At 60.3% G+C, this 22,595-nt stretch carries 26 protein-coding genes and 1 tRNA gene; 20 read left to right on the top strand and 7 right to left on the bottom strand.

Annotation, left to right across the window (positions count from 1 at the left end; translation table 11 throughout):
- The first annotated feature begins 11 nt into the window (after window positions 1-11).
- The 8 genes from bcsA to AC1DV9_RS19635 all read left to right on the top strand — a co-directional run bounded on the left by bcsA (window position 12) and on the right by AC1DV9_RS19635 (window position 10,709).
- Window positions 12-2,210, top strand: a complete 2,199-nt coding sequence (bcsA, locus tag AC1DV9_RS19670) for a UDP-forming cellulose synthase catalytic subunit (RefSeq protein ID WP_477942008.1) — start codon at window positions 12-14, stop codon at window positions 2,208-2,210.
- The gene (locus AC1DV9_RS19665; RefSeq protein ID WP_477949759.1) at window positions 2,210-4,777 is read left to right on the top strand and encodes a cellulose biosynthesis cyclic di-GMP-binding regulatory protein BcsB; all 2,568 of its coding nucleotides are present in this window, start codon (window positions 2,210-2,212) and stop codon (window positions 4,775-4,777) included. Before bcsA ends, AC1DV9_RS19665 begins: the two co-directional genes overlap by 1 nt.
- Complete coding sequence (locus tag AC1DV9_RS19660; RefSeq protein ID WP_477949758.1) at window positions 4,774-5,820, top strand: family 8 glycosyl hydrolase; 1,047 nt, start codon at window positions 4,774-4,776, stop codon at window positions 5,818-5,820. The genes AC1DV9_RS19665 and AC1DV9_RS19660 overlap by 4 nt, the downstream gene beginning before the upstream one ends.
- A complete protein-coding gene (locus AC1DV9_RS19655; protein WP_477949892.1) occupies window positions 5,817-8,264 on the top strand; it encodes a cellulose synthase in 2,448 nt (815 codons plus the stop codon). The genes AC1DV9_RS19660 and AC1DV9_RS19655 overlap by 4 nt, the downstream gene beginning before the upstream one ends.
- A 55-nt stretch (window positions 8,265-8,319) precedes the next feature.
- Window positions 8,320-9,360, top strand: a complete 1,041-nt coding sequence (locus tag AC1DV9_RS19650) for a trans-3-hydroxy-L-proline dehydratase (RefSeq protein WP_477949757.1) — start codon at window positions 8,320-8,322, stop codon at window positions 9,358-9,360.
- Between the two features lie 96 nt (window positions 9,361-9,456).
- Window positions 9,457-10,071: an HAD family hydrolase gene (locus AC1DV9_RS19645; protein WP_405049642.1), complete on the top strand. Its 615-nt coding sequence runs from the start codon at window positions 9,457-9,459 to the stop codon at window positions 10,069-10,071.
- 87 nt (window positions 10,072-10,158) lie between these two features.
- Window positions 10,159-10,235: transfer RNA gene (locus AC1DV9_RS19640), tRNA-Pro, on the top strand.
- A 252-nt stretch (window positions 10,236-10,487) separates the two neighbouring features.
- Window positions 10,488-10,709 (top strand): hypothetical protein, encoded by a 222-nt coding sequence (locus AC1DV9_RS19635; protein WP_477949756.1) that lies wholly within the window; start codon window positions 10,488-10,490, stop codon window positions 10,707-10,709.
- A gap of 13 nt (window positions 10,710-10,722) precedes the next feature.
- Here the strand turns inward: AC1DV9_RS19635 and AC1DV9_RS19630 are convergent, their stop codons facing one another.
- On the bottom strand, window positions 10,723-10,956 hold the full coding sequence (locus AC1DV9_RS19630) for a DUF982 domain-containing protein (protein ID WP_310298322.1): 234 nt from the start codon (window positions 10,954-10,956) through the stop codon (window positions 10,723-10,725).
- Window positions 10,957-11,132: 176 nt separating this feature from the next.
- On the opposite strand from AC1DV9_RS19630, the gene AC1DV9_RS19625 reads away from it, so the two are divergent.
- Window positions 11,133-11,345, top strand: coding sequence for a hypothetical protein (locus AC1DV9_RS19625; RefSeq protein ID WP_477328495.1), 213 nt, complete (start codon window positions 11,133-11,135; stop codon window positions 11,343-11,345).
- A gap of 4 nt (window positions 11,346-11,349) precedes the next feature.
- On the opposite strand, the gene AC1DV9_RS19620 is transcribed toward AC1DV9_RS19625, so the two are convergent.
- The 3 genes from AC1DV9_RS19620 to AC1DV9_RS19610 all read right to left on the bottom strand — a co-directional run bounded on the left by AC1DV9_RS19620 (window position 11,350) and on the right by AC1DV9_RS19610 (window position 13,142).
- Window positions 11,350-11,499 (bottom strand): hypothetical protein, encoded by a 150-nt coding sequence (locus AC1DV9_RS19620; RefSeq protein ID WP_477949755.1) that lies wholly within the window; start codon window positions 11,497-11,499, stop codon window positions 11,350-11,352.
- Between the two features lie 64 nt (window positions 11,500-11,563).
- Window positions 11,564-11,857 carry a helix-turn-helix transcriptional regulator gene (locus AC1DV9_RS19615; RefSeq protein ID WP_310298331.1) on the bottom strand — a complete coding sequence of 98 codons (294 nt, stop codon included), beginning with the start codon at window positions 11,855-11,857 and terminating at the stop codon, window positions 11,564-11,566.
- A 31-nt stretch (window positions 11,858-11,888) separates the two neighbouring features.
- Complete coding sequence (locus AC1DV9_RS19610; RefSeq protein WP_477949891.1) at window positions 11,889-13,142, bottom strand: O-antigen ligase family protein; 1,254 nt, start codon at window positions 13,140-13,142, stop codon at window positions 11,889-11,891.
- 144 nt (window positions 13,143-13,286) lie between these two features.
- Between AC1DV9_RS19610 and AC1DV9_RS19605 the strand changes: the two genes are divergently transcribed.
- The 4 genes from AC1DV9_RS19605 (at window position 13,287) to AC1DV9_RS19590 (ending at window position 16,971) form a co-directional block, all read left to right on the top strand.
- Window positions 13,287-14,585, top strand: a complete 1,299-nt coding sequence (locus AC1DV9_RS19605) for a hypothetical protein (protein WP_477949754.1) — start codon at window positions 13,287-13,289, stop codon at window positions 14,583-14,585.
- 197 nt (window positions 14,586-14,782) lie between these two features.
- On the top strand, window positions 14,783-14,977 hold the full coding sequence (locus AC1DV9_RS19600; RefSeq protein ID WP_477949753.1) for a helix-turn-helix transcriptional regulator: 195 nt from the start codon (window positions 14,783-14,785) through the stop codon (window positions 14,975-14,977).
- Between the two features lie 124 nt (window positions 14,978-15,101).
- Complete coding sequence (locus AC1DV9_RS19595; protein WP_477949752.1) at window positions 15,102-15,584, top strand: hypothetical protein; 483 nt, start codon at window positions 15,102-15,104, stop codon at window positions 15,582-15,584.
- Window positions 15,577-16,971 carry a primase-helicase family protein gene (locus AC1DV9_RS19590; RefSeq protein WP_477949751.1) on the top strand — a complete coding sequence of 465 codons (1,395 nt, stop codon included), beginning with the start codon at window positions 15,577-15,579 and terminating at the stop codon, window positions 16,969-16,971. Before AC1DV9_RS19595 ends, AC1DV9_RS19590 begins: the two co-directional genes overlap by 8 nt.
- Before the next feature lie 59 nt (window positions 16,972-17,030).
- On the opposite strand, the gene AC1DV9_RS19585 is transcribed toward AC1DV9_RS19590, so the two are convergent.
- The 3 genes from AC1DV9_RS19585 to AC1DV9_RS19575 form a co-directional block, all read right to left on the bottom strand.
- A complete protein-coding gene (locus AC1DV9_RS19585; protein WP_477949750.1) occupies window positions 17,031-17,234 on the bottom strand; it encodes a hypothetical protein in 204 nt (67 codons plus the stop codon).
- A gap of 2 nt (window positions 17,235-17,236) precedes the next feature.
- On the bottom strand, window positions 17,237-17,743 hold the full coding sequence (locus tag AC1DV9_RS19580; RefSeq protein ID WP_477949749.1) for a hypothetical protein: 507 nt from the start codon (window positions 17,741-17,743) through the stop codon (window positions 17,237-17,239).
- 354 nt (window positions 17,744-18,097) lie between these two features.
- A complete protein-coding gene (locus tag AC1DV9_RS19575) occupies window positions 18,098-18,256 on the bottom strand; it encodes a hypothetical protein (RefSeq protein ID WP_477949748.1) in 159 nt (52 codons plus the stop codon).
- Between the two features lie 80 nt (window positions 18,257-18,336).
- Between AC1DV9_RS19575 and AC1DV9_RS19570 the strand changes: the two genes are divergently transcribed.
- The 7 genes from AC1DV9_RS19570 (at window position 18,337) to AC1DV9_RS19540 (ending at window position 22,494) form a co-directional block, all read left to right on the top strand.
- Entirely contained in the window at window positions 18,337-18,735 is a 399-nt protein-coding gene (locus AC1DV9_RS19570) for a hypothetical protein (RefSeq protein ID WP_477949747.1), read from the top strand.
- Window positions 18,735-19,025: a hypothetical protein gene (locus AC1DV9_RS19565; protein ID WP_477949746.1), complete on the top strand. Its 291-nt coding sequence runs from the start codon at window positions 18,735-18,737 to the stop codon at window positions 19,023-19,025. Before AC1DV9_RS19570 ends, AC1DV9_RS19565 begins: the two co-directional genes overlap by 1 nt.
- Complete coding sequence (locus tag AC1DV9_RS19560; RefSeq protein ID WP_477949745.1) at window positions 19,016-20,515, top strand: hypothetical protein; 1,500 nt, start codon at window positions 19,016-19,018, stop codon at window positions 20,513-20,515. Before AC1DV9_RS19565 ends, AC1DV9_RS19560 begins: the two co-directional genes overlap by 10 nt.
- A 66-nt stretch (window positions 20,516-20,581) precedes the next feature.
- Window positions 20,582-21,058, top strand: a complete 477-nt coding sequence (locus AC1DV9_RS19555; protein ID WP_477949744.1) for a hypothetical protein — start codon at window positions 20,582-20,584, stop codon at window positions 21,056-21,058.
- Entirely contained in the window at window positions 21,058-21,576 is a 519-nt protein-coding gene (locus AC1DV9_RS19550; protein WP_477949743.1) for a hypothetical protein, read from the top strand. The genes AC1DV9_RS19555 and AC1DV9_RS19550 overlap by 1 nt, the downstream gene beginning before the upstream one ends.
- A gap of 205 nt (window positions 21,577-21,781) precedes the next feature.
- Window positions 21,782-22,009: a hypothetical protein gene (locus AC1DV9_RS19545; RefSeq protein WP_477949742.1), complete on the top strand. Its 228-nt coding sequence runs from the start codon at window positions 21,782-21,784 to the stop codon at window positions 22,007-22,009.
- An 89-nt stretch (window positions 22,010-22,098) separates the two neighbouring features.
- A complete protein-coding gene (locus AC1DV9_RS19540) occupies window positions 22,099-22,494 on the top strand; it encodes a hypothetical protein (protein WP_477949741.1) in 396 nt (131 codons plus the stop codon).
- The last annotated feature ends 101 nt before the right edge of the window (window positions 22,495-22,595 follow it).

The following is a 22,595-nucleotide window of genomic DNA, read 5'->3' as shown; positions in this document are numbered from 1 at the left end:
AAGGGACGTCGATGCATAAGGCCCGAAGCATCCTCATATGGGCGGTTGTCTCGCTCTGCGTGATCGCATTGATCACTCTGCCGGTGAATCTGCAGACGCAGCTCATCGCCAGCATCACCGTGGTCACCATCATGGCGATCATCAAGGTGATGAAGGGCGAGGGGACATGGCGCCTGATCGCGCTCGCCTTCGGTACCTCTATCGTTCTGCGCTATGTCTATTGGCGCACGACGAACACCCTGCCGCCGGTCAATCAGCTCGAAAACTTCATTCCCGGTCTGCTTCTCTATCTGGCCGAAATGTATTCGGTCGCCATGCTGGCGCTCAGCCTCTTCATCGTCGCCACCCCTCTGCCGTCGCGCCCGTCGCGCGCCGCCCGCAACGACCGCCACCCGCATGTCGATGTCTTCGTCCCGTCCTATAACGAGGACGCGCATCTGCTGGCCAATACGCTGGCGGCCGCCAAGGCGATGGATTATCCGGCCGACAAGCTGCATGTCTGGCTGCTCGACGACGGCGGTACGCTGCAGAAGCGCAATTCCAACAAGCTTGTCGAAGCCCAGGCAGCCGCCGCGCGGCACAATGAGTTGAAGCAGCTTTGCGAAGACCTCGACGTCAAATACCTGACCCGCGAGCGCAACGAGCATGCCAAGGCCGGCAATCTGAACAATGGCATGAAGCACTCGACCGGCGAGCTGATCGCCGTCTTCGATGCCGACCACGCCCCGGCGCGCGACTTCCTGCTGGAAACGGTCGGCTATTTCGACGACGACCCGAAGCTCTTCCTGGTCCAGACGCCGCACTTCTTCATCAACCCGGATCCCCTCGAGCGCAACCTGCGCACCTTCGACAATATGCCTAGCGAGAACGAGATGTTCTACGGCATCATCCAGCGCGGCCTCGACAAGTGGAATGCCGCCTTCTTCTGCGGCTCGGCTGCGGTTCTCAGCCGCCGGGCGCTGGAAAGCCAGGGCGGCTTCTCCGGTATCAGCATCACCGAGGACTGCGAAACGGCGCTGGCGCTGCACGGCACCGGCTGGAACTCGATCTATGTCGACAAGCCGTTGATCGCCGGCCTGCAGCCTGCCACCTTCGCCAGCTTCATCGGCCAGCGCAGCCGCTGGGCGCAGGGCATGATGCAGATCCTGCGCTTCCGCTTCCCGCTCCTGAAGCGCGGCCTGACGATCCCGCAGCGCCTCTGCTACATGTCCTCGACGCTGTTCTGGCTCTTCCCGTTCCCGCGCACGATCTTCCTCTTCGCGCCGCTCTTCTACCTGTTCTTCGATCTCGAAATCTTCACCGCATCGGGCGGCGAGTTCCTGGCCTATACGCTGGCCTACATGCTCGTGAACCTGATGATGCAGAACTATCTCTATGGTTCGTTCCGCTGGCCATGGATTTCCGAGCTCTACGAGTATGTGCAGACCGTGCACCTGCTGCCCGCTGTCGTCTCGGTCATGCTCAATCCACGCAAGCCGACCTTCAAGGTGACGGCGAAGGACGAATCGATCGCCGTCAGCCGCCTGTCGGAAATCAGCCGTCCGTTCTTCGTGATTTTCGCGGTGCAGATCATCGCGTTGATCATCACCATCTATCGCATCTATGCCGAGCCCTATAAGGCCGACGTGACGCTCGTCGTCGGCGGCTGGAACATCATCAACCTGATCATGGCCGGCTGTGCGCTGGGTGTGGTCTCCGAGCGTGGCGAGCGTTCCTCGTCGCGGCGCGTGCGCGTCAATCGGCGCTGCGAACTCGGCGTCAACGGCAAATGGTACACCGCCTCGATCGAGGACGTTTCGGTCCATGGCGCCCGCCTGCATGTGTTCAACAAGCAGCTCGATCTGATGGCGATCGGCGCCGAAGGCGAGATCCGCTTCCGTCCCTATAGCGGTGCCGATCTCGAAACCCTGCCGCTCATCGTCCGCAACATCGAGCCCTCGGGCGATATCACCGCGGTCGGCTGCCAGTACATTCCGAAGAGCGCGCTCGATCACCGGCTGATCGCCGACCTGATGTTTGCCAATTCCGATCAGTGGACGCAGTTCCAGCAGGGCCGCCGCCGCAATCCGGGGCTGATCCGCGGCACCATCTGGTTCCTCGGCCTGTCGCTCTACCAGACGAGCCGCGGCCTGGTTTACTTCTTCCGTAGCATGCGGCCGGAGCGCGAGCAGGCGCAGCAGCAGCAACAGACGGCAAAGGCGAACAGCTGATGAAGAAGCTTGCCGCTGCCTCCGCTCTGCTTCTCAGCGCCTCGGCGAACGCCTATGCGCAGACCGCCCAGGCGCCTGCACCTTTCGACATGTCCGGTGAACGCCCGACCGGGCTGCAGCCGATGGTGCCGCGGCTGACGCTTCCCGCCCAGCAGCCAGCCGCCATTCCGCCACAGCCGGCACCCGTTCCCGCGGCCCCTGTCTCCGCCGCACCCATCCCGGCAACACCCCCGCAACCCGCGCCAACGGCCGCCGTTCCGGCAACGCCGCCGGTCTTTTCGCAACCGGCCGCAGCGCCGGCGCCGGTCCCGGCAGCGCCTGTTCCTGCCGTGCCGGTCAATGTCCAGCAACCCGCGCCGCAGGCGCCCTCCGCCCAGCAAGCGGCAGCGCCGGATGCGGCCTCGGCTGCGCGTGCCGCCGGAAATGTCGTGCGTTACGTCGTACCGGCAGCGAAGTTTGGTCTTGAAGGCGAGTACGACCGCAAGTCCTGGACCGTCTATCTGACGCCGGAGCAGGCGGCGGCACCGGCAAAGTTCAATTTCGCCTATCAGAACTCGATCGTCGTCGCCCCCGAGGCCTCGCAGCTGACGGTGCTGATCAACAACCGGCCGGTCGGCCAGCAGCAGGTCGGCTCGCCCGACAGCCAGTCCTCCGTCAGTTTCGATGTGCCGCGCGGTCTCTTGCAGCCAGGCGCCAATCTCCTGACATTCGAGACCAATCAGCGCCACCGCACCGATTGCAGCATCCAGTCTACCTATGAACTCTGGTCGAACATCGATCCGTCGCAGACCTATTTCAGCTTCGCCGGACAGGATGCCGCCAAACTTTCGAGCACCGATGCGATCCGCGCGATCGGTGTCGATGGCGCCGGCAAGACCGAATTCGACCTGCTGGTCCCGGCGCTTGAGCAGCCGGGCACAACCAAGCCGCTGCTACGCCTGACGCAGGGCCTCTCTGTGCTGAGCGGAATGCCGAACCAGACCTTCTCGTTCAGCACCGACCGGGTGCCTGCAGGTGGGGCCGGAAAGCTCAGTGTTCTTGTCGGGACGCCGGCCGAGCTTGCGCCTTACTTCCCGGCACTGCCTCCAGCCGTTCAGGCTGCCCCGCTTGCCACCTTCGCCACCGATCCGCGGACCGGTGCGACCGTGCTGGTTATCAGCGGCCCGTCCTGGCCGGCAATCTCGGCGGCGATCGATACGATCGTGTCGCCGACCGACCGTTCGCCGGCCGTGCGCCGCGACGTACTGACGACGCAGCGCTGGACGGCGCCGGATGCGCCGCTGCTGTTCGAGGATACCCGCCTCAGCTTCCAGCAACTCGGCGTCAAGACCACCGAATTCTCCGGCCGCCGGTTCAGGACCGATTTCAACGTCGCCGTTCCCGCCGATTTCTACGCCAATGCCTATGGCGAGGCGACGGTGCTGCTCGATGCCGCCTATACGGAGAATGTGCTGCCCGGCAGCCATATCGATATATATGTGAACGGCAACATCGCCTCGACCGTGCCGATCACCTCGACCGGCGGCGGCATCCTGCGCCATCTGCCGATCCGCGTGACCATGCGGCACTTCAAGCCGGGCCTGAACGAGCTGGCTCTCGAGGCGATCCTGCAGACCAAGGACGACGCCGCCTGCGTGCCGGGCTCGACGGCCGCCAGCACGCCGCGTTTCGCCCTGTTCGATACCACCGAATTCCACATGCCGGATTTCGCCCGCGTCGGCCAGCGGCCCAATCTCGCGGCAATGGCTGGCACCGCCTATCCCTACGGACGGCTGACCGGACCGATGCCGCTGTTCATCGACCGCGCCGATGCCGATACGCTGTCGGCGACCGCCACGCTGCTTGGCCAGATGGCAAGCGTCGCCGGTCACCCGATCGATATCGAAACCTCGGCGTCGCCAAGCACGATCGGCGATCGCGACGCGATCTTCATCGGCTCGATCTCGCAGCTTCCGGCGACGGCGCTGTCACAGGTCAATGTGGCGACCGCGAGCCAGGCGTCGTGGCGCCCGGTGCCCGACACCCAGGCAGCGCAGACGGATACCAATGCTGCCTTCGACGAGTGGCGCTCGAAGGTCAGCGGTGGCGCCTGGAGCGGCCAGGTGACCGCCTTCCAGGAATGGATGCGCCGCAACTTCGACATCTCGCTGAGCTCGCTGCAGTTCGTGCCCGGCGCGGAAGAAGTCTTCGCGCCGTCGAATGTGGCGACCATGATGGTCGCTCAGGGAGCGAGCCCCGAAGGCGGCGGCACCTGGACGCTGGTCACCGCGCCATCCGCCAAGGATCTGCGGGAAGGCGCCGAAGCACTGACCTCGCAGGCAAACTGGCCGCAAATCTCCGGCCATATCACCACCTATTCGTCGAAGACCGGCAAGGTCGAAAGCGTGCCGGTGACGCGCTTCGATTTCGTTCCCTCGCAGACCGGCACGATCGCCAACTACCGGCTGATCGCCGCCAACTGGCTGTCGACCAACATCCTGTCCTACGCCTTCCTCCTCGTCGTCCTGTCTATCCTGATCGGCGTTACCACATCGAGCATGCTCGGCAGGCTGGGGCGCGGAAAATGAGGGCGCTCGCGGCACGGCTGATGGCAGGCGCCGTCGCGCTCACCGTGCTGTGGCAGCCGGTGGCCGCTCAGCAGGTGCTCGTCGCCCCGCAGGCCTGGGCCGCCTACAAGACGCAGTTCGTCGATCAGACCGGCCGCGTCATCGACAACGGTAACGGCAATATCAGCCATAGCGAAGGGCAGGGCTATGGCCTGCTGCTTTCCTATCTGGCGAACAGCCCGTCCGATTTCGAGCAGATCTGGTATTTCACCCGCACTGAACTGCTGCTGCGCAATGACGGGCTGGCAGTTTGGAAATGGGACCCTGCCTCCAAGCCGCATGTCACCGACACCAACAACGCATCCGACGGCGATCTCTTGATCGCCTATGCCCTGGCGCTGGCAGGCACGGCCTGGAGCAAACCTGATTATATCGAGGCGGCCGCCAAGATGGCGCATTCGCTGCTGACCGAGGCGGTCGTGCAATCGGGCGGGCGGACGCTGCTGATGCCGGGCGTCGAAGGCTTCATGCCGCCGGGCCGCAAGGACGGCCCCGTCATCAACCCGTCCTACTGGATCTATGAGGCCCTGCCGGTGATGGCGCTGCTGGCACCATCCGATCAGTGGCAGAAACTGACGGATGACGGGCTGGCGCTGCTGCGCTCTATGCAGTTCGGCCCGCGCAAACTGCCCGCCGAATGGGTGAGCCTGGCGCGCATGCCGGCCCCGGCCGAAGGCTTCGATGCCGAGTTTGCCTATAACTCGGTTCGCATCCCGCTTTATCTCGCCCGCGCCGGCATTGCCGACAAGGCGCTGCTCTCCCGGCTGCAGGAGGGGATGACCTTCAACGGTGCTCCAGCGACCATCGACCTGACGACAGGTAAACCGAAAGCCGCGCTTTCCGATGCTGGTTATCGAATTGTTAACGATGTTGTGGCCTGTGTAGTGAATGGCACAAGGCTGCCAGAATCAGCCTTGCAGTTCTCGCCAGCGCTCTACTATCCGTCCACCCTCCAGCTGCTCGGGCTGGCCTTTGTCGGGGAGAAACATCCGGAGTGTCTGTGAAGTCCTCTCTCGTTGCAATTTCCGCCGCGGTCGTGGTGGCTGGTGTCATCACCGGCCTGAAGGATCGTGCGGCGCTTCAGCAGCGTTTCGGGATGGGCGAAGAGGAGAAGGCTCCGAACCTGATGCTGATGGAGCGGATCAAGGGGCCGGATGCGCCGGCCGATCCGAAGATCGACGTCCAGGCAATCACCGATCGTCTGCAGGCCGCAGCACCCGTCCTCACGGCGCAGGCGCAGGCGCCAGCCCCCGTTATCGCAACCCAGCAGCCTCAGCCTCAGCCTCAGCCGCCCGCCAGCGCAGCGATGACGCCGGTCGAGACCGCCCAGCAAACGCCGCCGCAGCCCGTCCAGCCGCAGACATCCGCACCGCAATCGCAGGCGCAGCCGAAGGTCGATGAGAGCGCGCTGCGCTATTTCGCCAGCCGCGGCGACAAGGTGCGTCTGCAGGCCGAAATCTCGCGTCTCCAGGCGCTCTATCCGAACTGGACGCCACCTGCCGATCCGCTCGCCGTTCCGCAAAGCGGCGACAGGCAGCTCGAAACCATGTGGCAGCTCTATTCCGAAGGCCGCTACGCGGAGCTTCGCAAGGCGATCGCCGACCGGCAGACGGCCGAGGCAGCTTGGCAACCGCCCGCAGACCTGCTCGACCGCCTCGACGTTGCCGAAGCGCGGGCCCGGCTGGTCAATGCCTCTGATCTCAAGCAATACGCGACGGTCATCGATATTGGCTCGGCAACCCCGAGCCTGCTGACCTGCAGCGATATCGACGTTCTCTGGCGCGTTGCCGAAGCCTTCGTCAGCAGCGACCGCCAGCAGCGCGGCGTCGATGCCTATAGCTACATCCTGAAGAACTGCACCAATCCGCAGGAGCGTCTGGCGACGATCCAGAAGGCGGCGTCCGTTCTGCCTTACCAGCCGATGCAGTCGCTGCTCGCTCTCGAGCAGCCTGCCGTCAGCGGCGCCCGCGAATTCGATGCCATCCGTGATGATCTGGCCCGCCGTTTCCTCGCCGAAGGCAATGCCGACGACAAGCTGATGGTGGCGCCCGATTATATTTCCCGGGTCGAGCGGCTTGCCGAAGCGCAGGGCCAGCCGGCCGATGCGCTGTTGCTCGGCTGGTATCAGCTGCGCCGCCAGAATGCCGAGGACGCCGAGAAGTGGTTCCGCGCCGCCCGCACCAAGGAAGACAGCGCATCCGCGTCCGAAGGTCTGGCGCTGGCCCTCATCGACAGAAAGGCGCCGCAGGAAGCCGAAGACGTCATGTATAAATGGCGCACGGACTCCAAGGACGCCATGGACACCTATCTGGCCGCGACCGCCAACGTCATGGCGCTTCAGCCGCCCGCCAATCTCAGCGAGGATGTGCTGGGCCGCATGGCCGCCGAAATCATCGCCCAGAAATATGTCCCGACCGCCCAGCAGTTCGGCTGGTATGCGCGCTCGCTGAACCAGCCGCAGACAGCTGCCCGCTGGTTCGAGACGGCGCTGCGCTGGAAGCCGGATGACGAGCCGTCTGCCTACGGCCTGGCGATCACCCGCGAGCAGCTGAACGACCGCAAAGGCGTTGCCGAAGTGCAGCGTCTCTGGGCCGGTCATTCGCAGCGTATCGCAACGCTCGACGATACCTCGTCGCTGACGCCGAACACATCGCAACCGCTTCCGGGGCCCGGCCAGGCACCGCAGACCGGCGCTCCTGCCGCGGTCGCACCTGTTCAGCAACAGGCAGCACAGCCGATGCAGCAACAGATGCAGCCGGTGCAGGCACAGCCGCAACAATACCAGCAGTATCAGCCGGTTCAGCAATACCAGCAGCAGCCCGTTCAACAGCAGCAGCAGGCTGCACTTCGCCCGCGCGCCCCGGTGGCCGATTATGCCGAGCCGCAGCTGCAGACGCGCAATGTCGAACGCGGCGGCCGCCAGCCGCGCGGCTGCTCCACGACCGTTGACGCCGATATGCTGAACCCGGGCGATGCGCTGAACCGTGGCTGGTGCCTGATGGACCTCAACCGCCCGATGGAGGCGATCGGCGCCTTCGAGACAGCGCTGAAGAGCCCGGTTCGCCAGAACCGCGAAGATGCCGCCTACGGCCAGAGCCTTGCCTATCTGCGCGCCGGCCTTTCCAACAACGCTGCCGTAGCCGCAACCCGCGCACCGCAGAACCGCCAGCGCGCCGCCGAGCTCCAGGTCGCCATCCTCGCCGACCGGGCGCTTTCGGCCTATGGCGCCAAGCGCTACCGCGAGACGCTGATCTTCCTCGACCAGCGCGCCCAGCTGAAGCAGGAAACTATCGACCTGATGGTGCTGCGCGGCTACTGCTACCTGAACCTCAAGATGTATGGCGACGCCACGCGCGTCTTCGAGGCGGCTGCTGCGACCGGCAGCAAGGATGCCAATCGCGGTCTGGCCGATGTCCGCAACGCAACGCACCCCGATACCGTTTACTGACCTTGGCAATCGCGCCTGCCGCGGATAGACAGGTTCCGCAAGAGGGACTCGCGCGATGAGAACATCCAAGGTCATCCATGTCGTTACCTGCCATGCCGAAGGCGAGGTGGGGGATGTGATCGTCGGTGGCGTCGCGCCGCCGCCGGGCGAGACCGTCTGGGACCAGTCCCGCTTCATCGCCAGCGACGAGACGCTGCGCAACTTCGTGCTCAACGAGCCGCGCGGCGGCGTCTTCCGCCATGTGAATTTGCTGGTGCCGCCGAAGAACCCGAAGGCACAGATGGGCTGGATCATCATGGAGCCGGCCGACACGCCGCCGATGTCCGGCTCGAATTCCATCTGCGTCTCCACCGTCCTTCTCGATACCGGCATCATCCCTATGCAGGAGCCGGAGACGAAGATGATCCTCGAGCCGCCGGCCGGCCTCATCGAGGTGACCGCTACCTGCCGCAACGGCAAAGCCGAGCGCATCAGCGTCAAGAACGTCACCTCCTTCGCCGACAAGCTCGATGCGAAGCTCGAGGTCGAGGGGCTCGGCACGCTCACCGTCGATACCGCCTATGGCGGCGACAGCTTCGTCATCGTCGACGCCCATGCTCTGGGTTTTGCGATCGCCCCGCATGAGGCCCGCGATCTCGCCGAGCTCGGCATGAAGATCACCAAGGCGGCCAACGAACAGCTGGGTTTCGTCCACCCCGTCAACAGCGGCTGGGACCACATCTCCTTCTGCCAGTTCGCGGCCCCCGTCGTCGTCGAGAACGGCATCCTGACCGGCGCCAACGCCGTCGCCATCCGCCCCGGCAAGATCGACCGTTCGCCGACCGGCACCGGCTGCTCGGCCCGCATGGCGGTTCTCCATGCCAAGGGTCAGATGAAGGTCGGCGACAAATTCACCGGCCGCTCGATCATCGGCTCCGAGTTCCATTGCTCGATCGATTCCGAAGCCGATATCGGCGGCAAGCCCGGCATCGTGCCGATCATATCCGGCCGCGCCTGGGTGACCGGAACGCAGCAGCTGATGCTCGATCCGTCCGATCCCTATCCGTCCGGATACCGCCTGTCCGATACCTGGCCGATGGAAAAGCAAAGCGGCTGAACCGCGCCAAGGCCCGCCACTCATTTAGCAGACAAGGAATACGCAGTGCCCAATTCCAATATCTTCGGCAAAGACTATGACGCCTTCCTGTTCGACATGGACGGCACGCTGGTGAATTCGATCGCCGTCGTGGAGCGCGTCTGGGGCGACTGGGCAAAGCGCCACGGCCTGGAGCCGGAGGTCTTCATGAAGACGGTGCATGGCGTGCGCGCCTCCGACACCGTCCGCAATCTCGGCCTGCCGGGCGTCGATCCGTTCCATGAGGCAAAGCTGCTGCTCGATGCCGAGATGGAAGATGTCGAGGGCATCATCGAAATCCCCGGCGCCATCGATTTCGTCAAGAGCCTTCCCGAGGACCGCTGGGCGATCGTGACGTCCGCCCCTGCCGAGCTCGCCTACAAGCGCCTGAAGGCGGCCGGCATTCCGCTGCCGAAGGTGATGGTCACAGGCGAAGAAGTCTCAGCCGGCAAGCCGAGCCCGGAATGCTATATCCTCGGCGCCAAGCGCCTCGGCGTTGATCCGGCCCGCTGCCTCGTGTTCGAAGATGCCGTCGCAGGGATCCTCGCAGGCGAGGCGGCCGGCGCCGATGTCGTGGTCATCACCACCACCCACGCAACGCCGTTCGAAACACCGCACGCCGAAACCGACAGCTACGTGGATTACCGCGCCGAAGCCAAGCCCGGCGCACTCGTCCTCTCGACGGCAAAATAAGGCCGCGGCTTTTTGCAGGTGGGGCTCCTTTTTCCACTTGCATTCAAGCCGTCGAAAAACTAAACGATGCAAGCCGTTTAGGCAGGTCGGGGCGTAGCGCAGCCCGGTAGCGCACTTGACTGGGGGTCAAGGGGTCGCAGGTTCAAGTCCTGTCGCCCCGACCATTTAAATCCTTGAACAACAAGGGTTTTCGTTCTCTCCCCCAAGGGTCTTCATGGACCTAGAGGAGAACGGAAGGCGACGGAAGTCCCGCCAGTTTCCCGCTGGACTGCTTCTGCGGACCAACCGCAGCGCGGTTTCGTCCGCGCCAACCCCACCAAATTTGGCCGTGGCGAATTGTGAATAGTCCTCGCCTTTTCTCCGCTGCGGGCCGTATTCTTCCACCCATGCGCCATGGCGGCGCGCTGGGGACGGCCATGACCGATCGCAGATTTGATGACAGTCCGCGCGGGCAGCTTGCCGAAGCGTTTCAGGCCTTGTCCGAAGCGGCGGTGCGCGCGGGTTGGGGTGAGGGCGATGTGGCGCGCGCGCTGTGCGAGCTTGCCGAGGAATATCTGATCGAGATCAGCGGCAAGGCGATCACCGATGGCGCCCTGCATCCACGTCTGGCGGAGGTGATCCCGATCCGCAAACACTAAAGTGTGATCGGAGCTATTCCAGCAGTCCTGCCGAGCGAACGGCGGTGATGAAGGACAGCCGCGCCTTTCCGGCGCTGATCAGCCCATCGAGCGCATCGAGGCAATGCTGCATGGCGATGCGGTATTCGCGGCCGCGCTTGCCCGGCCAGCGCTTCAGGAATTCGACAGCCTCCCAGGCGGTGGAAATGATAAGGTCTGCGGTCGCGGATTTGACGCGGACGGGGGAGGGGAAATTTCTCTGACTCATGACACGATCTTCGATACTGAACGGAACCTGCCAGCAAACGCCCGCCCGCTGGCTTTGTTCCCGATAAATTTCCGGCAGTTGCAAAGCGTGAGATCGGCGCGCATAGTGAGCGCGTTCCCGATCCATTTGTGCCGTTGCGGATGTCGCGCATCAGGCCTTCATGAAGTGCTGCTGCGATGCTCGCCACACCCATCCATCCGCGCGACCTGCCGTTGTTTTCGGAGGATCTCGACGTGATCTCGAATGTTCTGGATGAAGTCTGCGAAGATCGCGGCGTCGGCCGCCGCACGCAGGAAGCCGAGCGCCTCGGCGCCGTGATGATCCAGCTCTACCGTCAGGGCGTCAGGGACGGCGCAAAGCTCGCCGCCCTGACCAAGGCCTATCTCTGAAGGGTTATTTCTGTTCGACTGAAATGCCGTTCTGGCCGATGCTGAGCTCGACGCCCTCAGGCTTGCTTTCTTCACGGTAAATATAGGCACCTAGGCCGACGACGACGACCAGCAGAGCGCCGATGACGAAATAAAGTCCATTGCTACGATTCAAGATGTTTTCCCTCAACGCGTTGATTGCGCGGCGGAAAACGCATGAGAACTGGTTTGGTTCCGTCTCAATCGTCGTTGGTGGCGTTAAGCTCTTCCGGCCTCAGCCCGTCATCGCCGTTCGGGCGAGCTTTCAGCCGTACGCCGGGGCCGCCTTCGTCGTGATTGCCGCTGGCTATGAAGACGATGCCGGCAGCCTCGAGCGCATGCTTGGCGGCGAGAAACGCCTGCGGCTCTCCGGTGCCGGTGCCATGTTCGAGGGCGGAGACCGTCTGCGTCGAGAGCCCGGCGGCATCGGCCAGTTCCTCGATGCTCATGCCGGTCATGGCGCGCGCGCCGCGTATCTGTGTTCCTGTGATCATCAGAGGAATTGTAGCGCGGACGGCGCGCTTCTCAAGTGGCGCGGGCCCCGGTATCGCCATACAATTCACGCTGGTAGCGGTGCTCCAGAGCTGAACATCCCCAGACGATCCCGAACAGCAGATAGACGTGGCGCCAGTGGTCGATGTCGATGACGTTGCCGATCGTTGCGTGGCCGATGACGCAGATCCAGGCGATCATCAGGAACGGCTGCCAGGGGCGGTCCTTCAAGAGGTTCTTGAAGCCGAGATAGATGGTCCAGATCAGCATCGACACATAGGTGACGAAGCCGAGCCAGCCATAGGTCGTCAGGCATTTCAGCCAGATATTGTGCTCGTCTTCAGGAAAGATCGTGCCGAACACCATCGGGCCGATGCCGAACGGCCGTTCCATCATCATCTGGAAGCCGATCCGATGGCGGTCGAAACGGCCGAGATATTCGCCGTCATATTGCTGGACGAGCTGCGCGCGGGTGCTGAAGAGATCGGCCACCTGCGGAATCTGCAAAGCGATCACCAAGGCGGCGACCATCAGGATGACGGCGGTCATCGACATCAGCAGGATCTTCAGCCGGAAGGCGCCGGTGCGCTCCTTCAGCAGCATCACGAAGATCAGGATGACGATCGTCAGCAGGAACAGGCCCCAGGCGGCGCGCGAAAAGGACAGGAAGACGCCGAGCGCCAGGATCAGCAGCGCGAAGGCGCGGATCGGTGAGCTCAAGAGGCTGCGCGTCAGCATCCCGTGCACGAGATAGAGGGAAGGGGCGACGAGGAAGGGGCCGAAGACGTTCGGATCCTGGAAGGCGCCCTTGGCGCGGTCGTAGAGGGTGAACACCTCAGAGCCGGGAAAGGCGTGGAAATAGCCGAGAATGCCGAGCGCAGAGGTGATGACGGCGGCAAAGACCCAAGCGTTGAAGATCAGCACAAGGCGCTTGGCATTGTCCTCGATGATCGCCGCATAGAAGACTGAGGTCAGCGCCAGGAAGGTGGAGACCGCCACATACATCGGCCCGCCGGTCATGTCCTTCATCTGCGTCAGCGAAAGCATGCCGCCGACATTGAAGGTGAGGAGCAGGGCGAGCAGGATGCCGCTGTAGCGCGAAATGCGAAGGCCGAGGATGAACCAGATGCCGGTCAGCCCGGCCATCCAGAGTTCATAGGGCGCCGGCTCGTCGATGACGAAGCCCGAGAGGAACACGCCGAAGGCAACCATCGCCGAGCCTATCAGCCGCAGCGTCACGCGCTGCGGGTCGGACACGCGCGCGTATGTCGCCTCGATCGCGCTCAATAGGCGTATCTGTTGTTCACCGGCGTTCATTGGTGTTTGCCCATATATTTGATTTTATTGGGTTTTTATGCTTAAATGTTCGTCGTTGTTCATCGGCGTTGACCGGCAAATTTGGGCACTCTTGGGCACTGTGAGGAACTGAAAATGGCGAATGAAATCGATTCACCCGCAAAGCGCGCGAAGCTTCCCGTGGCAAAGAAGCCCTATTGGACACGCGTCGCGCCGGGTCGCTTCCTGGGATATCGGAAGTCACCAGAATCGCGAAAGTGGGTCGTTCGCTACATTGATCCGTCAAAAGCAACTTCGTCTAACCCGTATGTGATGGCCGTGTTTGCGGATGTCGATGATCCAGAGATTGCGGCTACCAGCGCAGAACCGCTGTCGTTTAGCCAAGCTATCGCAAGGGCGTTAACATACGCCGAAGCTGCGAAGATGCCCGCATCCGCCGCGCTTGTTCGTGTGACTGTCCGCCTCGCGGTGGAGGATTACATTGCCGTCCGGAACGCTCGCGACGAGAAAGTGAAAGGGCGAAAGGTTCGTTCCGACGCTGACACAAGACTGACGAAGCACGTGCTTTCCGACGAAGAGCTTTCGGACACGCTGCTACGGAAAGTCACGGCTGACACCCTGCGTGATTATTCGGATGGATTGGTGCTCAAACCGGCTAACAAGAAGCGACTTTTGGCGGATTTGAAGGCCGCGCTTCGGCTCGCATGGGAAAAGCACCGGAAGGCGCTACCGGTGGATTGGCGTGATGAGGTGACACTCGGCCTGAAGACCGGCGATGATGTCGAAAACAGCCGCGAGATTCAGGTGCTGGCGCCGGATCAGCTTTCCGCGTTGATGGCGACGATCAAAGCCGTTGATGAGGAAGAAGCGTGGGCGGGCGACCTGCACCGTATGTTCACGGCGCTCGCGGCGACCGGCATGCGTTTCTCGCAGCTTGCGAGAATGACTGGCGCTGACGCGCGACTTCAGCTACGCGGCGCTGTGACTGACCATGTGCTGATGGTGCCAGCTTCCCGCAAAGGGCGAAAGAAGATTGCGTCAAAGCCGATCAAGCGGATAGTTGCCCAATCGGATTTCGACATCATTCGCGGCGATGGTGTAGCGCCGAACGCACCACTTCTGTCGCGCTTACAAAACGTTGAAATTGCGCCCTTGGTTTGGCGCACCGGTGAACGTGTGGCGTGGGGGAGCGCGGCTGCGATTGATCGGGTATGGAAGAAGATCATCAAGCGGGCCGGAATCCCGTCGCACACCATCCCCTATGCGTTCAGACACACATCCATTGTGCGCCAACTGAAGGCGGGTCTACCTGTGACAATGGTTGCCGCGCTCCACGACACTAGTCCTGCAATGATCGCCAAGCACTACGCGGCTTTCATCGTTGATGCGTCTGACGACATGATCGCGGCGGCGACGGTGAGTGTCGCTGCGTAGGAAAATTTAGATGGGTTAACCGCCCGTTCCAACAAGATTTTCGATAGCATAAACAGCGGCATTTATAGTGTTATCGTGATTGTTTACATTGAGCGCCTGTTGACATGCGACAACAAAAACGCTGTAAAATCAGATACTTGATATGTTCAGTACCGTCACCTACGTTCGTGTCAGTTCAACGACGAAGGAACATGAAAATGACTGAGCAGGCAGTTTCGGTATCAGCTTTTTGCAAAAGCTACGGCATCGGGAGGGGGACGTTCTACCTTCTCAAAGAGCGGGGCGAAGCGCCGGAGCATTTCCACATCGGACGACGCGTCGTCATCCCGCTTTCAGCGATAGCGGCTTGGGAAAAGGCGCAACGGGACAAGGCACAGAAGAGCGCGGCATGAAGATCATCGATGCCAAGCGCAGGCTGTGGCCGTAAGTCAGACCTTCACGGAGACGAGAAAGAAAAAGACCCGTTTCGATTGGAGCCGGAACGGGTCGCAGAGCAAATCAAGGAAAAACACTCAAATGTCATGTAATAACGTTTCAGGCGAACGTCAAGTATCCAGTGTGGTGCAATTGTTCCAAGCCGCCGCGATCCTGCCAGCAGCGCCGGTCTCGGTTCGTCAACTCGAAATACGTCACACCGAAACTGGGCAAGTAGCCTATATCGCGTTAACCCTCTTGCGAGCGCTCGCGACCGGCGAACCTTCGGCGCTCCACGCGACGATCCCCGGCGGGCGGTCCGCACCGCCGCACTGCTTTTTCCTCGGGGACTGGACCAACACGTTTGTGGACCTTGGCGAAACAACGACTTTCTTTGTTGAGCCAGAAGTGGATTTCCGCCCACTGATCCAAGGTGTCGATCGATACGTTCAGGGCGATTGTTCGTCGGATTCTGTGCCGCAACTCAATCCCGGTCATCACGCTGTATGGGTCTATCGCGACCCCGATGAATCCCTAGCCGACGCGTCTCTTTATACCCGTATGGAGGCGCCGCGCCATGACTGAACAACAGCAATCGCCCTACGATTGGCTAAGAGGCCGCTATCTGTTCCTGCCGTCCAGCAACAAGCCGGTTGTGCCGCACACTGCGCGGAGCGTCGCAGACGGTATGACTGTCCAAAACTTCAAGCTCGCAATTCAGAACCGGTTTCGACTGGACTCCGGAAATACCCGACTGCTCTATGAAGACTGGATCACCAACGCTCACAAAATCGAGGGTGTCGCGCTCAGACCTGATCAGCCGGTCGGCTACTTTCCCGGAGATCACGGCGGGTCAATGCTCAACACCTATCGTCCGCCGGTCCATAGCGCGCGCGGTGACGGAACTGCCGTGGACGTGTGGCGGCGCTTCATTCGACATTTGATACCGGGCGATCAGGAACGCGTCTGGTTTCAAAAATGGCTAGCGTACAAGGTCCAACATCCCGGCGAACGAATGGTTGCGGTGCTTTTCCTCGCCGCCAACATTCAAGGCACTGGACGCGGTACGCTCTTCAAGATCGTGGAACGACTGATGGGTGAAGATTATGTCCGTTCGATCGGCTTTGATCTTTTCTGCGGATCAAGCTCACAGTCGGTATTCAACGAATGGATGGAAGAACTTCTTGTCGTCTGCATCGATGAGCTATCGGCTCAGTCCGGGCCGGGGCGCCATCTGAACAATCGGAACATCTACACCCACATAAAGGATATAGTTGACCCGGCAGCGAGCGCAAAAACTGTTACCCGCAAAGGCGTTACCGGCGCGAAGAAGCGTGTGTTTTTCTCGACGCTGATGGCGACGAATGATCCTGATGCGATGTATTTGCCCGCCGATGATCGTCGGTTCACGGTCATCGCCAACGGCGACAAGCTCAAGAACGTACCGGGCTTGGCCGAAGACATTTACACCGTAATCAGCGATCAGGGCGCGATTGGCGAGCTCTACGAGCACTTCCAGACCATGAACGTCAGCGGCTTTGATCCGCAACAGCCTCTTGAGACCGATGCAAAGAAATCGATGATGCAGACACACGTGACGGACCTTGAATCGGCCGTCATGGATGTGATCGAGGGTTTCGAAGGGAAGTGCTTTACGATCGCCCAGGTCACGGCCAAGCTTCGTGGCAAGATCTCGCCTGACTTGCTCTCGGGTATCAAGAACGTCTTTACCAAGAAGGCATTCGTCGTGAAGAGCGGTGATGGCCGGATCGAGGTCAAAACGGGTGACAAGTCACACAAGCTGACAGTCTACGCCTCGTCGTATCAGATGGCCGCTCATTGGAAGATGAAGAGCGGTCCGGAGATCAAAAGGGAAGCTGAAAAGAACGGGTCTTTAATCGATGATCCGATCGGGCACTTAATGGCGGCTCTGCCGCCGAAACTGCTAGGGCTTCCCGGCGTGACGGTATAGGCAAAATAAAAGCCCCGGCGGAAGCTGGGGCTTTGTTCAACACGACGTAACTTAACGCGTCACCCACGCGCAAATCTAGGATCGCCGTGGTTTTCATCACCGCGATAGGCTAGCGCGCGCTTTTTCTGATCGTCAGTAAGGTTCGCGAAAAAGCCTGTCGCAGGACGCGACTTTCCATACGTAGGCTCAGGTTCAGGCAGAGCTTTCTGTACAAACCATAGGCGACGCGAAACAGCAGCTTGCAGCTTCTTGACGGTTTCCATCTCTAAATCCCCTTTCTGCAAAAAGGAGTTCCCTTTGCAGGACGAACCACTTCAAACCCATATGAATGTTGGTACAAGTCAATGAGCTTTTCGTTAATTGGTTCCAAGACGAGCTCACGCTTGCCTCTCAGCTGACCATAAAGCGCCATGACTTCCAATGCAATCAAAATCACATAGCCCTTAAGGGGGCAGTCTTCGTGCGGCGCCCGTTCGACAAAACGAAGTTTCAGCGTTTGGCCAGATGTAGTGCCGATCGACGCTCCGCACAACGCCTCATCAACCCATATTCCGATTTTAATGCAATCCGGCTCTCTGTAGCTGTCGTGGATTTGCTGCCAATCAAATTGGGAAATTCCCCATTGATCATTAATCGCCTGAATCGAACTGCGGCTAAGTTCAGAGATACGGAATTCGACGCCAAGTAGTGATCGCAGGTTCGCTACAGCCTTATGACAGGCGTCGAACCGATTTTGAGAATACCTAGCTTTGGCTGCAGTAAAAGCGTTCAAGTCCGATTAACCCGTTCAAGTTGTTCAGCACATATGCTTGAACCAGCGCAGAACGACAACCGCAAATTATGCTTTTCACAGTTCACTCCCGTCGTGAGTGGGTAGGGCGAGGGGGTATATCGTCCCGTCATTGAATAACTTACCCCTTTTCCCCGCGTAATACCCCACACATTGCGGCAGAAGGGGTAAGCGGCAACGTCATGTCTTTGTTGAATAAAGAGACAATTTCACCCCTTATCCCCTGCTCTATGGGTTAAGTCAGAGAACAATATAAAATAGGGAAAATACGGCAATACAGACGACATGGGGAAAGTGAGGGGTGAGGGGGGTCGCATGTCTCAGACGTATATATCTTTACGTACGGGTCATCCGTTGATTCACGGTAATCGGCCCGTTGTTTCGCCCACCCTGTACATATAGCGCAAACCGATCATTTTTACCGCTGCCGTGATCTTCCTGCCCGTACGCGCCGACAACGCTCTTGAAAGGCGTTTGCTGAACGCCGATGGACATGGGTAAACACCTGTAAACAATAGGCAATCCCCAATGTTCTCCGTAGAATAGTGCCCAACAGTAACCAGTGAGGCACTGAAATGACGGAATTCGCGGGCGGTTTGCCCGGTGTGGACATCATCAACGCTCCGACAACGGCGGCACAGCGCTCGGCTGTCGCCAACGGAACGCGCTTGTTCGCTGAACCCACGGACATGCGCACCGCTCAAGGACGACGCTACCGTGACCTTATCGGGGCCATCAGCGCAGACCTTGGCGGTGACCTAACCGAGACACAGAAGCAGTTAGTCCGCCGTGCCGCGTCCCTGTCCGTATGGTGCGAGGCAGTGGAGGCACGTCTTGCCGCTGGTGAGATGGTGCCGGAGATTGCCACGTACACCACGGCCTGCAACAGCGTGACTCGCATGCTGAAGACGCTTGGCTTCACGCGCAACGTCAAGGAACTGACGCTGACCGACTATCTGCGGGGCGAACGCTAATGACCGTCACGAACAGCCACTTCGCTATCGAGGTATACGCGTCCCTAATCGACCAGCACGCCGACACGATCCATCCATCCGGGCTATGGGCGTCAAACGTCCATCTTCAGGAGGCAAAGTCGGCAGCATCAATCGGCCATCATGGCGAAGCGATGCGACGCTTGAAGCTCATTGAAGAACGCGTCGAACGTGAGCTTCTGTGGTGCGATGAATCGAGCGCTTCGGCGGCAAGCATGGCAGTTGAAGAGTATCAAGCCCGCAAGCGTCGGGAGGCTGCACAATGCCCTTGAAGAAGCTGATCACCATCCGTGAAGCCTTGGAAGACGACGCCCTTCTAGGTAAAGCGCTCCCCGGTGACACGTGGTTGCCTCATCGTGCCTTGCTTATCGCTGCGATGGGCGAAGAACTGACAGCCGCCGAACGGACCGTCTTCACCGCCATCACAGGGCGCGAGCGCGAGCCAATGGAGCAGGTTGACGAGCTTGTGGCGGTGCTTGGCCGTCGCGCTGGCAAAACGCGTTCAGCCGGGACGTTAGCGGCCTTTGTGGCGTGCTTATGTGATCACGCGTACCTTGCCGCCGGTGAGCGTGCGGTGATCCCAATCCTTGCCGGTTCGACTATTCAGGCGGCAAACTCATTTCAGGCCGTATTGGGCGTGATTGAAGAGTCGCCCCTGCTATCGAAGCAGGTCGAAACGTCAAATACTGAGACGATAAAGCTTTCAAACCGCTGCGATCTGGTCGTGCGGACGGCGTCGTTTCGCACAATCCGGGGGTTGACCAGTCCGCTCGTATGCGCCGACGAGGTGTCGACATGGTACAACGATGAGCACTCCGCAAACGCTGACGTCGAAATCCTGAACGCTGCCCGCCCGGCACTCGGAACGACTGGTGGTCTTTTGTATATGTACAGCTCGCCATGGGCGAAGCGTGGCGAGCTATGGACCGCCTACCGGAAGAACTTCGGCCCGAACGGTGATCCGACTGTGCTTGTCGCCAAAGGCCCGTCACGAACGTTCAATCCGACCCTACCGCAACGCGTCGTTGACCGTGCTTACGATAAGGATGCATTCCGCGCTGCCGCCGAATATGGCGCCGAGTTCCGCGACGGAATTTCACAGCTTCTGACGGCAGACATTATCGACGCTGCGATCGATCACGGGACGGTCGAGCGTCCGCCCGAAGATGGTGAGAACTACGTTGCGTTCGTTGACCCGTCGGGCGGTTCGAACGACAGCTTTACGCTGGCTATCGCACACGGCGAAAAGACCGTCGCCGTCATTGACGCCATTCGCGAGCGTAAGCCACCGTTCAGCCCGGAAGCGGTTGTCTCCGACTTTTGTGACCTTCTCGCGCTCTACCGCATCAAGCATGTCACAGGCGACCGCTATGCGGGGGAATGGCCGCGCGAACAGTTCCGGAAGCGGGGTGTAGAATATCGGCTATCGCAAAAGACAGCGTCCGAAATCTTCAATGCTGCCGTGCCACTGTTCAATTCGAAGACGATCGCCATCACGGAAAGTGCGACCGTTGTCCGTGAGCTTGCGGCTCTGGAACGTCGAACTTCGCGCGGCGGACGTGATCAGATAGGCCACCCGCCCGGCGGTCACGACGACGTCGCTGTGTCTGTCTGTGGTGCGGCGCTGCTAGCAGTGAAGCCCCAAGCACCTGCACTGATGCTCGCTGCACCGGAATTCATCAAGATAAAAGACGGAACAGATTCGGTAAGCGAATATAATATGTCGCCACCTGTCAATCTAGGTTACGGACATTTAATGTAATGCTCTATTCAATGGCGTATCTGGCGTTTAATTTCACGATGATTGTTGAAAAGGCGAAGCATCATCGTGAAAAACACCACCATTGGCAAGTCAAGTAACCCGGACGTACGGTCTGAGCTTGAGAATCTCGAAAAGTTTTACACGGATCGGCGTGGGGAGCTTGAAGAAAAGCTTGCTAAGGTCGAAGCTGACGAGGCTGCAAAGCGCATCGCCGCCGAGAACTCCGCCCGCGACGAACGCTACGCCCGTGTTGCCGAACAGGCGACGCACCTACTGACGGTATCGAAACGGGCAGATGATCTTTGCGACGAGCTATTCCGCGTGCTTCGCGAACGTGTCGAGGTGTCCCGCGAAATCCGCCGGATCGCTCCGGACCACCCCGGCGTAAAAGCCTTCGGAAACATCTTCGAGCACCGGCGTGTAACGCAGGGTTCATTCGTTGCGGCAGGATTGCACGCTTACGCTGAAATGTCGCCGCGCGGCGGCCAAAGGTTGCACGAGGTTGATACCCGGTACATTGGCGCCCTGACAGGCGGTGCCTAATGACGCCGAAACGGAAGATCATCAAGAATTTGGTTCTGGCTGAAGTCAGCGCGGTTGGCACGCCAGCTGTCGAAGAAGCAACGGTCCGGATCATGAAGTCGGCAGACGGTCACCAGATCAAGCCGGTCACCAAGCTCGTGAACATCCGTTTGGATGAACTTTCCATCGTCCCGGCGGGCGCCAATCAATTCAGCAGGGTCGCTATCGCCAAGGCCGAAGAGCCGGTCTTCAAGGGCGACGAAGCTGCGACCTCTCGCATCGCGGCGGCAATGCTCGCCGCGATGAAGATTGAACCGATTTCAAAATCACATGAAAAGGAACCCGCCAACATGAGCAATGAATCTAACTTTGAGCGTCTTCTCCGCACCCGTATCGAGAAGACCGGCGAATCCAGGCGTGAAGCCTTCGCTAAACTCGCCGAAGAGCCTAGCGAGTCCGGCCTCGCTGCCGCGTACGACGCTGACGAACGCGCCGCGCTTGCCGCTCGCTTGCGTGAGGGAAACGACGTTAGCTACTGAGATTCAGAAGCGTGCCGCGCGAAAAGTGGTTGATCCCATTTTTGCGATACGCGCGGCACACGTGAGGCGGGTCGGTGGTTTGGACATGTTGACCACCACCCGTCGTCTATCCGACCTAACGTGCTCACGAACCCACGTTTTTAAGGTCGGTACGCCCGGGGGCTTCGCATCTCCGGGCGTTCCCATTTCCGGACGAAGTAGCAAAATGGCCAAGAAACAGCGCGCCGAAGATATGCTTACCGATGAACAGCGAGAGAAAATCTATGACCTGTATCTGGCGGGTTACCGTGTCGAAATGATCGGGCAGCGTTTCGGCGCCACGGTTGATCAGGTCAAGGACACCCTGACGCTTGTGCGCAAGGAGCGTCGGAGAATTGAAACGGCGCTGACCGATTGGGGGGCGGAGTTTAGCGCGTTGCGGCGGTCCAAATAATTCCAGTTGAAATCTCGCAATTTTTGTTGCCGCCAACTTGTCGTGACGATGCCTGTACTTCAGGTTGTCTGCAACGACGGGGCTAAATCATGGCAATAACAGGTAATTGGATCGGCGATCTTTTCGGAACAATTCGTGGGAATCTCTATGTGGAGTTTTCCGACGTGGGTGGTCGTAACGAAATAACGCTTCGGTTCGGGAGCGGTGGCGCAGCGACCGTTCTGACCGGCGATGTAACTGGGGTTGCCGCTGGCGATAATCGTGTTATCACCGGAAATAATAATGGACCTGTTATTCTGACAGTACACTTCGATACTGTCGAGCAGGGAAGCATTTTAGGGCGATGGAGCCTTGCCGATGGCAATGCCGGTACGTTTCAGATTTCTCGCGTTGAAACTGCCACGCCGCAACAGGCAGCGACGAATGATCCTATCCGCCTAGGCCCTGCACTCATAAACGGGGTTCACACGCGGGCATGGCTTTGATTCAATGAGGCTTTGATTTGGAGGCCTCAGATGACCCGTCGCCGGTTCGACCTGACTGATTTCGAATGGAGCATTATCCAGCCGCTTCTTCCTAACAAGCC

It is taken from the genome of Rhizobium sp. 01L410 (assembly GCF_056400165.1).
This window is presented reverse-complemented; position numbering and strand designations above follow the sequence as displayed.